This is a genomic window from Bradyrhizobium acaciae (assembly GCF_020889785.1).
GTDB lineage: Bacteria > Pseudomonadota > Alphaproteobacteria > Rhizobiales > Xanthobacteraceae > Bradyrhizobium > Bradyrhizobium acaciae.
In genome coordinates, this window is record NZ_JACMYK010000212.1 from 1 (window position 1) to 9,646 (window position 9,646).

9 protein-coding genes are annotated in these 9,646 nt (G+C 65.2%); 8 read left to right on the forward strand and 1 reads right to left on the reverse strand.

Annotation, left to right across the window (positions count from 1 at the left end; genetic code table 11):
- Positions 1–284: 284 nt before the first annotated feature.
- The 8 genes from H8A92_RS38165 to H8A92_RS38200 are packed head-to-tail and all read left to right on the forward strand — an operon-like array spanning position 285 to position 9,165.
- Entirely contained in the window at positions 285–2,558 is a 2,274-nt protein-coding gene (locus H8A92_RS38165; protein WP_229200443.1) for a polysaccharide biosynthesis tyrosine autokinase, read from the forward strand.
- Entirely contained in the window at positions 2,542–3,384 is an 843-nt protein-coding gene (locus H8A92_RS38170) for a hypothetical protein (RefSeq protein ID WP_229200444.1), read from the forward strand. The genes H8A92_RS38165 and H8A92_RS38170 overlap by 17 nt, the downstream gene beginning before the upstream one ends.
- Positions 3,381–4,133, forward strand: coding sequence for a class I SAM-dependent methyltransferase (locus H8A92_RS38175; protein WP_229200445.1), 753 nt, complete (start codon positions 3,381–3,383; stop codon positions 4,131–4,133). Before H8A92_RS38170 ends, H8A92_RS38175 begins: the two co-directional genes overlap by 4 nt.
- Before the next feature lie 3 nt (positions 4,134–4,136).
- Positions 4,137–5,252, forward strand: coding sequence for a glycosyltransferase family 4 protein (locus tag H8A92_RS38180; RefSeq protein ID WP_229200446.1), 1,116 nt, complete (start codon positions 4,137–4,139; stop codon positions 5,250–5,252).
- A complete protein-coding gene (locus H8A92_RS38185; RefSeq protein WP_229200447.1) occupies positions 5,249–6,541 on the forward strand; it encodes an O-antigen ligase family protein in 1,293 nt (430 codons plus the stop codon). Before H8A92_RS38180 ends, H8A92_RS38185 begins: the two co-directional genes overlap by 4 nt.
- The gene (locus H8A92_RS38190) at positions 6,538–7,857 is read left to right on the forward strand and encodes an MATE family efflux transporter (protein ID WP_229200448.1); all 1,320 of its coding nucleotides are present in this window, start codon (positions 6,538–6,540) and stop codon (positions 7,855–7,857) included. Before H8A92_RS38185 ends, H8A92_RS38190 begins: the two co-directional genes overlap by 4 nt.
- A complete protein-coding gene (locus tag H8A92_RS38195) occupies positions 7,854–8,480 on the forward strand; it encodes a class I SAM-dependent methyltransferase (protein WP_229200449.1) in 627 nt (208 codons plus the stop codon). The genes H8A92_RS38190 and H8A92_RS38195 overlap by 4 nt, the downstream gene beginning before the upstream one ends.
- A 13-nt stretch (positions 8,481–8,493) precedes the next feature.
- Positions 8,494–9,165 (forward strand): class I SAM-dependent methyltransferase, encoded by a 672-nt coding sequence (locus H8A92_RS38200; protein WP_229200450.1) that lies wholly within the window; start codon positions 8,494–8,496, stop codon positions 9,163–9,165.
- Between the two features lie 21 nt (positions 9,166–9,186).
- On the opposite strand, the gene H8A92_RS38205 is transcribed toward H8A92_RS38200, so the two are convergent.
- Positions 9,187–9,646, reverse strand: a 460-nt coding sequence (locus H8A92_RS38205) for a class I SAM-dependent methyltransferase (RefSeq protein WP_229200451.1), incomplete at its 5' end; no start/stop codon positions are given.

Genomic DNA, 9,646 nt, shown 5'->3' on the forward strand with positions numbered 1-9,646 from the left:
CGCTCGGCGCGACCGGCGCCGGCGGCGGCGCGCTCGAGGCCATCAACGGCAACAGCGTGGCCACCGGCATTTTCAGCTTCACCTCGTCGGTCTCGTCATCGGGCAACGGGCCGACCGGCGCGACCACGGGCACCACGCTCATCTCAACCGTCACTCCCTGAGCGGACCTCCGATCGCCAATGGAGAACTCTCTGCAGCAATGCGCTTCGGTGGCGGGACGCTTCGCAGGATCATTGGAGGGCGCGAGGGCAGGATCCACCCTGCCGGCGCGGCGATAGGACGAGATGCTTCAGCGCAACCAGATCTCACCGTCTGTCGATCTGAGGAATCGTCCGGCCGAATTGCCGTCGCTGGCGGAAACGTTCGATGCCTTCGTCACCTATCTGCTCCGGCAGTACTGGGTCATCCTCGGCACCGCCGGGCTCTGCCTGTTCGGCGGCATCTGCTACCTCGCGACGGCGGCGCCGAGCTACACCGCGCTTGCCACGATGATCATCGACACCCGCAAATTCCAGGCCTTCCAGCAGCAATCGCCGATGAGCGAACTCCCGGTCGATTCCTCCGCGGTCGAGAGCCAGGTCGAGATTCTCAAGTCGGAGAACGTGGCGCTTGCGGTGATCCGGGACCTCAAGCTCAACGAGGATCCGGAATTCATCGGCTCCAGGGCCGGCGCGGCGGGGGCGGTGCTGGATTTCGTGACCAGCCTGTTCGCCGGCCGCGCGCCGCCCAACGAGTTCGACCGGACCCGGCGTGCGGTCCGCAGCTTCCAGAAGCAGCTCGATGTCCGCCGACGCGGCATGACCTATGTGATCGAGGTCAGCTTCCGCTCGTTCGATCCGGAGCGGGCGGCGCAGATCGCCAACGCCGTCGCTGACGCCTACATCGTCGACCAGCTCGATTCCAAGTATCAGGCGACGCGCCGCGCCAGCGTTTGGCTGCAGGACCGCATCCAGGAGCTGCGCACGCAGGCATCCAATGCCGAGCGCGCCGTGCTCGACTACAAGAAGACCAACAACATCGTCACGTCCAGCGGCAAGCTGCTCAACGAGCAGCAACTCGGCGAGCTCAACACGCAGCTGCTCCATGTGAAGTCGCAGGTCACCGACGCCAAGGCCAAGCTCGACCGCATCGAGGCGGTGGTGAAGGGCGGCGTCCCCGACGCGACGGTCGCCGATACGCTGAACAACCAGGTCATCACCAAGCTGCGCACCCAATATCTCGAGCTCGCCAACCGCGAGGCCGACTGGTCGACGCGCTATGGCTACAATCATCTGGCCGCCGTCAATCTGCGCAACCAGATGCGCGAGATCCAGTCGTCGATCATCGACGAGCTGAAGCGGCTCGCCGAAAGCTACAAGAGCGACTATGCGATCGCCCTGCAGCGCCAGAACGAGATCGAGCGTGCCGTGAACGATTCGGTGTCGCAGTCGCAGTCGACCAACCAGGCGCAGGTCACGCTGCGCGAGCTCGAGAGCTCGGCCCAGACCTACCGCTCGCTCTATGACAACTTCTTGCAGCGCTACATGGAGAATGTGCAGCAGCAGTCGTTCCCGGTCAGCGAGGCCCGGGTGATCACCCGTGCTTCGCGTCCTCTGAGCAAGAGCCATCCGCAGACCCTGGTCGTGCTGGCGCTCTCGCTGCTCGGCGGCCTGGTCGCAGGGCTCGGGCTCAGCGTGTTGCGCGACCTCTATGACCGGGTATTCCGTACCGCTGAAATGGTCGAGACCATCCTCGACGCCGATTGTGTCGCCATCGTTCCCCGCGTCTCGCCGAGCCAGCTCAAGGCGCCGGTGGCCGGTCGCCCCAATCTGCCGGTCGGCCCGCGCACCATCCAGCGCGGCGACGAGCGGGTGCTGTGGGCGGCGATAGATTCGCCGTTCTCGCGGTTCTCGGAGGCGATCCGCTCGATCAAGGTCAATGCCGACCTCAATGTCACCAAGCCGTCGAAGATCCTTGGCCTGACCTCGGCACTGCCCAACGAGGGCAAGTCGACGCTGGCCTTCGTGTTCGCGCAGCTGGTCGCCCAGAGCGGGGCGCGCGTGCTGCTGGTCGATTGCGACCTGCGCAATCCCTCGCTCAGCCGCAAGGTCGCCGCGAACGCCGAGCGCGGCATTCTCGATGTGCTGTCGAACAATGCGACATTGCAGGACGTGCTGTGGCGCGATCCGGAGACCGGCCTTGCCTTCCTCCCGGGCGCCACACGGTCGCGCATCGCGCATTCGCACGAGGTGCTGGCTTCCGACCAGATGAAGGATTTCATTGATGGGGTCCGCGGCCAGTATGACTACGTGATCGTCGATTTCCCGCCGCTGACGCCGGTGGTCGACGTCCGCATCACCGCGCACTTCGTCGATTCCTTCGTCTTCATCGTGGAATGGGGCAAGACCCAGGTGCAGGTGGTCGAGCGCGCGCTGCGCAGCGCCCGCGCGGTCAACGAGAACCTGCTCGGCGTCGTGCTCAACAAGGCCGATATCGCCGCGATGAGCCGCTACAGCGGCTATGGCGGCAAGAACTACTATTACAACTCGCACTATGGGCGATATGGCTACACCGAGTGAGACACGCGGTGCGATGTCCCGGCGCGCCGCCATCTGGCTTGCGCGCGGCTTCCTGGCCGCGCTCGCGTGCTCGTCGGTCACCTGGGGCGCGACCACCCTGCCGGTATTTGTCGAGCAGACCCGGCTGGAAGGCGCCGGCGACCTGATCCTGCGGAACGTGCCGGTCAGCGACGCCGAGCTCGGTGACCTTGGTCCACTGCTGTCGCGCGCCGCGGCGCGATCCGATTGCATGCCTGCAAGCGATCGCAGCGCGGCAGTGATCCGGCTGCGACTTGCCGAGAACGCGCTCGTGTCCGGCGATCAGGTCGACGCTCGGATGGGCGAGCTCGACACGGCTGTCCGCAAGGCACTCGGCTGCGCACCGGCCGATCCCTATCTTTGGCTGGTGCTGTTCTGGCTTCGCAACACAAGGCAGGGTCTGAACGACGCCAATTTCGACCTGCTGCGGATGTCGTACCGGCTTGGCCCGAATGAAGGCTGGATCGTCGTCAAACGCAGCGCCATGGCGCTCGCCATGTTTGATGCGCTGCCGCCCGACCTATCGGCCGAGGTCGTTGCCGAGTTCGCGCGTCTGGTGAAGACGGAGCTCTACACCGAGGCGATCGATCTCCTGAAGGGACCGGGCTGGGTGCACCGGGACAGGCTGCTGGCCGGCCTTGCGGCAGTTCCGCAGCGGAACGTCGACATCCTGACCAAGACCATGGCTGACATCGGATACGATCTCGATCGCAGCTCGCCGGCGGAACGGCGCCATCTGGAGCGCAAATCGAACGACCGCGGCGACGAGCTTGCCCGAATGCCGCCGGAGGCGAGGGCTAGACCATGACGATGGAATTCAGCGTCGGACGACACAACGCGCATTATGAGGGCGTCTATTCGGCGCAGGAGCGCGACTGGCGCCGCGTCTGCGCGGTCGACAAGGCGGATCACATCGCCGGCTTGCTCGGCGCCTGCGCAGCCAAAATCGGCAGCGTGCTCGAGGTCGGTTGCGGCACCGGCGCGGTGCTGGCGCGGCTGTCGGCGATTGGTGTCGGCCGCGATTTCACCGGCATCGACGTCATCGATCCCGCGACCAATCTGGAGACCGACGGCGCCGCCCAGGCACCGTTCCGCTGGTCCAGCTATGACGGTGCGACGATCCCGTTCGCCGATGGAACGTTCGACCTCGTCTATGCCAGCCACGTGCTGGAACACGTGCCCGAACCGCGCGCATTGCTTTACGAGCTTGCCCGCGTCTCGCGGGACTTCATCTATGTCGAGGTGCCCTGCGAATTGCACGCGCGGACCAGTCGCGGGGCGCTGCAATCGACGCTCGACATCGGCCATATCAATTTCTACACGCCCGATACGTTTCGGCTGCTACTGGAGACCGTGGGACTCAAAGTCAAGGACTTCGGCACCTGGGACCACAGCCTGCCGGTGCATACGTTCCACACCTCGCACATAAAGGGGCTCGCCAAGAGCCTCGTGCGGAAGTCGTTGCTCTCGGTCGGCTCGGGGCTTGCGACCCGGCTTGCGACGTATCATTGCGGGGCGATCTGCCGGCACGACGCGGCGCCGCCACGGGACCGATAAGCCATGGCCCCGCGTGTGGTGGTCTTCAACAACATGATCACACCCTACACGAACCGGCTCTACAACGAGCTGGTTGACCGTGGGCTGGATCTCGCCGTGCTGTCCTGCACCGCGCAGGAGGCCGACCGCTTCTGGGCCGGAACGTTCACACCGCGCTACACCACGCGCACGGTGCCCGGCATATCGATCCCACTGTCGCGGTCGCGTCACACCCATCTCAACATCGGGATCGGGCGAGCGTTGAACGCGCTCGCGCCGGACCTGCTGCTCGTCAACGGGCTCTATCCCTCGATGCTGGCGGGTGCGGCCTGGGCGCGCGCCAACGGCAAGGCGCTTGCGCTCACCATCGACGGCTGGCGCGAGACGATGCCAGATACGGCCTACCATCGGCTGGCACGGCCATGGCTGCTGCGCCAGTGCGACGCGGTCATCTGCTGCAGCGACAAGGGCAGGGCCTACTTCCGCGATCAGGGCGTTCGCGACGACGATCTGTTCGTGGTGCCGCTGGTGCCGGCATGGGATCCGCCGGCGACCGTGCCTACCTTCCACGACCGTCCGTTTCATCTGCTCTGGTGCGCCCGTATCAACGACGACGCCAAGAACGCGATCTTCTTCGAGAACGTCGCCATCGCGCTTGGGGGGATCGTGCCGGGGCTCAAGGTGCGCGTGGTCGGGTCCGGCACCGCCGAGCAGCGCATGCTGGCGCGATTTAGCGAGGCCGGCATCGATGTCAGCCACGACAGCTACGTGCCGTGGCAGTCGATATCCGAGGCCTATCTGCAATCCCGGCTGCTGCTGTTGCCCTCGCTGCTGGAACCGTGGGGGCTGGTGTGCAACGAGGCCTTGCAGTGCGGCGTTCCTTGCCTGGTGTCGCGCCATGTCGGGGCGGGTGGCGAATTGGTCAGCGACGGGGTCAACGGCCATGTTTGCGCGCTCGATGAACGGATGTGGGTCGAAGCTGCGCGCGGCCTGCTCGAACATCCCACGCGCTGGGAGACGATGTCGGAGCGGGCCCGGCAAAGCGTGCGACGCGATGCGCTTGCCGACTCAGCTGCGCGCTTCACTGCTGCGGTCGATCATCTCTCGCGGGCGCCGGCCCGGCAGGAGGCCGTGCCATGATCGGCCGATGGTGGTGGCGAACCGATGTCTTTCTGCACGCCTATCTGGTGATGGTGCTGGGCTGCATCTATTTCCTGTTCAATTTCGTCGAGGGCATCTCCTTCGCCGAACGTGCCGGCGAATCGACGCTGTTCCGCGTCGCGTGGCTGCTGCTCTATGTCCTGCTGATGCTGCACATTGCGGTCGATCGAAAGCGCTTCGGCCTGCTGATGCTGCAATCGCATCTCTATCTGACGTTCATCGCCTTCGCGCTGGTGTCGCTACTTCTGAGTGCCGACCCCGCGGGCTCGTCGGTCAAGTTTGCGATGTATCTGCTCACCACGATGTTCTCGGCGTGGGTCGTGGTCAACTGCCCGGTCGATCGCCTTGTCGACACCCTGTTCCGGATCGGGATCGTGGTGCTGATCGTCCACGTCGTGCTGTTTCCGGTGATCGGTTCGCAATGGGATTACGACCCGCTGCATCGGCCGACGGTGCTCGGGACCCAGGCCTACGCCGGCGTGTTCGGCCACAAGAACCTCGCAGGCGCCTTCTTCGGCCTGATGGTGCTGATCTGCTTCGTGCGGATGCTTGCGGGCCCGCGCAAGCAATTCGGCTGGTCGCTGCTGCTGATGGGATGTCATCTCTTTGCGCTCGCCGCGGCCGGCGCCGCAGGGCCGTTGATCAGCATGTTGACCGCTCTCGCGGTCACTTTCGGGCTGCTGCTGGTGGTGCTCGGGCACAAAGGGGCTGCGTCGATCTACTGGCTTTGCCTCGCCTTTGTTGCACTCGTCGTGTTTGCCGTGCCGAGCGACGAGTTGTACGGGTTGGTCGGCCGCAGCGGAAACCTGACCGGCCGCTCGTTCCTCTGGTCGGTCTGGCCATATTTCTTCTGGCAACATCCCTGGCTCGGCTACGGCTTTTCGGGGTTCTTCAACGAGCTGCCGAACTCGCCGGCGAACGAGCTGACCAGCATGGCGCCGTGGAATACCGAGTTCGGCTCGTTCGAGAATTCCTATCTCGACGCCTTCCTCCAATTCGGCCTGCTCGGCGGCGCGCTCTACGTGCTGCTGCTGGCGCGGGCGCTGTGGAATAGCATCGTCTTCACGTTCGAACGGAAGGGGACGTACTGGCTGGCGCCGTTCGCGATGCTGCTGTTCGTCGTAATCGCGTCCGCCAACGACTCCAGCCAGCTGCTGCACAATTATTTCGGCTGCGTGTTGGTGTTCTGGTGCTATTTCGGCCCGGAGGCGAGGCTGCAAATGGCGCCGCGGCGGGCGTTCACCAGATTGCGCGTGAGTGAGGCATGAGTGCGTTGACCGACAGGTTGGATCGCGTCGCGGCCCAAACCCGGGTCGCCGCTGCCGTGAGCGGAACTCTCCGTCGGCTGCGGCGCGCCGGCGGCAACGTTGCGCTCGGCTTGATCGATCAGGCGCTGCTCAGCGGCTCGGCCTTCGTGCTGACGATCGTGCTGGCCAATGTGCTCGATATCAATTCGTTCGGCCGGTTCAGCGTTGCCTGGTCGTTCTCGATCCTGGTCGAGGCGGTCTTTCTGCGCGGCATGTTCGACGACGGCTTGCCGGCCACTGCGCATCGCATCCCGAGATCGCGATGGCCGCAGTTGCGGCTTGGCCTTTATCTGTCGTCGCTTGCCGTCTCGGCCACGCTTGGCCTGTTGCTGGTGATTGCGGGATTCGTGGTCGTTGCCTTCGGGGGGAACGCGGGTGAGCTCGTGATCGCGACGGGGCTGGCGATCCCGGCGGTTCGGCTACAGAGCATGTTCCGCCGCATCTGCTATCTCGACGGGCGGCTGCCGCGCGCGCTGGCGTCCTCGCTGACCTATTGCGTTGTGCTGGTCGCTTCGGCCGAGTTGATGATCGTCCTCAGGCTCACCGGCGCAGCGGCGGCGATGGCGTGCATCGCGATCTCCGCAGCTGTCGCCGGCAGCTTGATGCTGTGCTACACGCGCGAGCTGGCCTGGCCGCAAGCCAGGATCTTCCGCGGCTCGCTGCGGCGGCTGTTCCGGAACGGCCGCTGGTTCGTCGCGACCTCGCTCACCTACTGGATCGGCAGTATCGGGCTGATCCCGGTCTGTGGTGCTCTCATCGGACTCGACGCCAGCGCGTCGTTGCGGATCCTGCTCCTGGTCTTCGCACCACTCAGCCAGTTCTGCGCGACGATGTTCTCGGTCCGCTTGCCGGAGATCGCGGCCGAGCTGCGCGCAGGCCGGCGCAGCGCGGTCACTGCGGCCGCGCGCGAAAATGCCCTGCTGCTCGGCTCGATCGCCACCGCCTATGGCGCGGTGGTGGTGATGCTCGGCCAGCGCATTCTCGCGTTCGTCATCCACGGACAGACCTATGACATCGACACCGGTAGCCTTGCCCTGATGGGAATTGCGATGGGGCTCGATGCGGTGTGGCTCGGCCTCACGCTGCCGTTGTTTGCGACCGGCAGGCCGCAGCGGTTCATGCTGAGCCGGATCGCCGGGCTCGTCGCGCTGAGCTGCGTGCTGCCGACTGCGGCCGGCGTGTGGGGGGTATTGGGCGCGGTTGCGGCGATGGTCGCCTCCAGCGCGGCGTCGGTGATCACCGTCGTGTTGACCAATTCGGCGCGGGAGCAGGCATGACGGACGACGCATCCGGCCGCGCGCTCTCGAGGCTGCATATCGGCGCCTTCAATTGCGGCATCGAGGGCTGGATCAATACCGACATCACGATGCATCTGTGGATCGCGCGCCTGCCGTTCGCGGCGAAGGCGCTGCATCTTGCGGGCTTGCTGAGCGACGCCCGCTATGCCGAGCATCAGCAAGGCAAGTTCGCCGGGCTCCGCTACATGGACCTCACCAGGCCGCTGCCGTTCGCGGATGGCAGCCTCTCGGCGGTGTTCAGCGCGCATGTGTTCGAGCATCTGTTTCCCGACGAGGTCGAGCGGCTGGCGCGGGAGATCGTGCGGGTGCTGGCGCCGGGCGGCGTGTGCCGCATCGTCGTCCCCGACATGGAGAGGATCGTCGCGCTCTACGATCCGGCCGCACCGCAGGCCTTCCTCAAGGGCGTGTTCGAGATCGAGCGGCGCAAGGAGGCCGCCTTCGCGCATCACTGGGGCTATACTCGCGCGTCGTTGGCGGCACTGTTCCGCGAGGCGGGGTGCGCAGAGACCCATACAAGGGCCTATCGCGAGGGCGTCTGTCCCGACATCGATCGGCTCGACAATCGTCCGGATGAGTCGATCTTCTTCGAGGCCATCAAGTAGCAGGAGACTGATAGTGCTGGGCGCGATTCAAGCCCGATTTTCCAGTGCAGCGCGCCAGCGGCGCGGCGAGTTCCTCGTCCGCACTGTGAACCTTCCGCTGGATGCGAGAATCCTCGATCTCGGGGGCGGCACCGGGCGGCACATTCGCGCGATCCTGCCGCGCCATACCGACATCACGGTTTGCGACATTTCGGCAGATGATTTGAAGTTTGCGCGCGAGCGCTTCGGCTTCAAGACGGTGCTGCTGCAGGAGACTGAGCGCCTGCCGTTCGACGATCAGGCGTTCGACTTCTGCTTCTGCTCGTCGGTGATCGAACATGTCACGGGGCCGAAGCAGGACGTCGTGACGATCGAGAGCGACGCGGAGTTTCTGAATGTTGCGCGCGAGCACCAGAACCGCTTTGCCGGCGAGATCTCGCGGGTCGCAAGGTCTTTCTACGTGCAGACGCCATACCGCTACTTTCCGGTCGAGAGCCATACCTGGCTGCCCGGCCTCATCGTGCTGCTGCCTAGGCGGCTGCAAATCGCACTGATCGCAGTGTTCAACCGCTTCTGGTTCAAGCGGACCGCGCCCGATTGGCATCTGTTCGACTGGCGCGAGATGACGGAAACGTTTCCGGACGCGAAGATCTACCGCGAACGATATCTCGGCATGACCAAGTCATTGATGGCGATCAAGGCGTGAGGCAGGCGTCAGCCCGCTGGGTCAATTATCGCGGCGGGCCAGGATGTTGATCAGCGTGCCGACCGTCGGCCGGCGGTCGAGCGCCGGAGGCAGCGGGGAGCCGGCAAAGCTTGAGACCAGCATTGTGAGACCATGCTGGCGCAGCAGGGCCTGCATCGCGGCCGGCGAGGTGTCGAATTTGGAGAAGGCGAGGTAGCGGAACAACGGTCGCGCCAACAGGCGCACTGATGCCGCGTGCGCGAGCTTGTAGCTCTGGCGCAGCAGCGATCCACGATTCGGGATCGAGACCAGCAGCAATCCGCCGGGCCTCAGCACGCGATGGATCTGGCGGAGGCATTGCGCCACGTCGGAGACATATTCGAGCACGCTCGCGCACAGCACGCCGTCGAACGATCGATCGGCAAAGGGCAGGCTTGCAATCGTCGGAATTTGCTGGAAGGTCAGCCGTTCAGCCGGCATGCCGTCGGCCAGGCCGCGGCGC

Coding starts and splice junctions, on each gene's coding strand:
- H8A92_RS38165 (WP_229200443.1), top strand. CDS start 285: ATGCTTCAGCGCAACCAGATCTCACCGTCTGTCGATCTGAGGAATCGT.
- H8A92_RS38170 (WP_229200444.1), top strand. CDS start 2,542: ATGGCTACACCGAGTGAGACACGCGGTGCGATGTCCCGGCGCGCCGCC.
- H8A92_RS38175 (WP_229200445.1), top strand. CDS start 3,381: ATGACGATGGAATTCAGCGTCGGACGACACAACGCGCATTATGAGGGC.
- H8A92_RS38180 (WP_229200446.1), top strand. CDS start 4,137: ATGGCCCCGCGTGTGGTGGTCTTCAACAACATGATCACACCCTACACG.
- H8A92_RS38185 (WP_229200447.1), top strand. CDS start 5,249: ATGATCGGCCGATGGTGGTGGCGAACCGATGTCTTTCTGCACGCCTAT.
- H8A92_RS38190 (WP_229200448.1), top strand. CDS start 6,538: ATGAGTGCGTTGACCGACAGGTTGGATCGCGTCGCGGCCCAAACCCGG.
- H8A92_RS38195 (WP_229200449.1), top strand. CDS start 7,854: ATGACGGACGACGCATCCGGCCGCGCGCTCTCGAGGCTGCATATCGGC.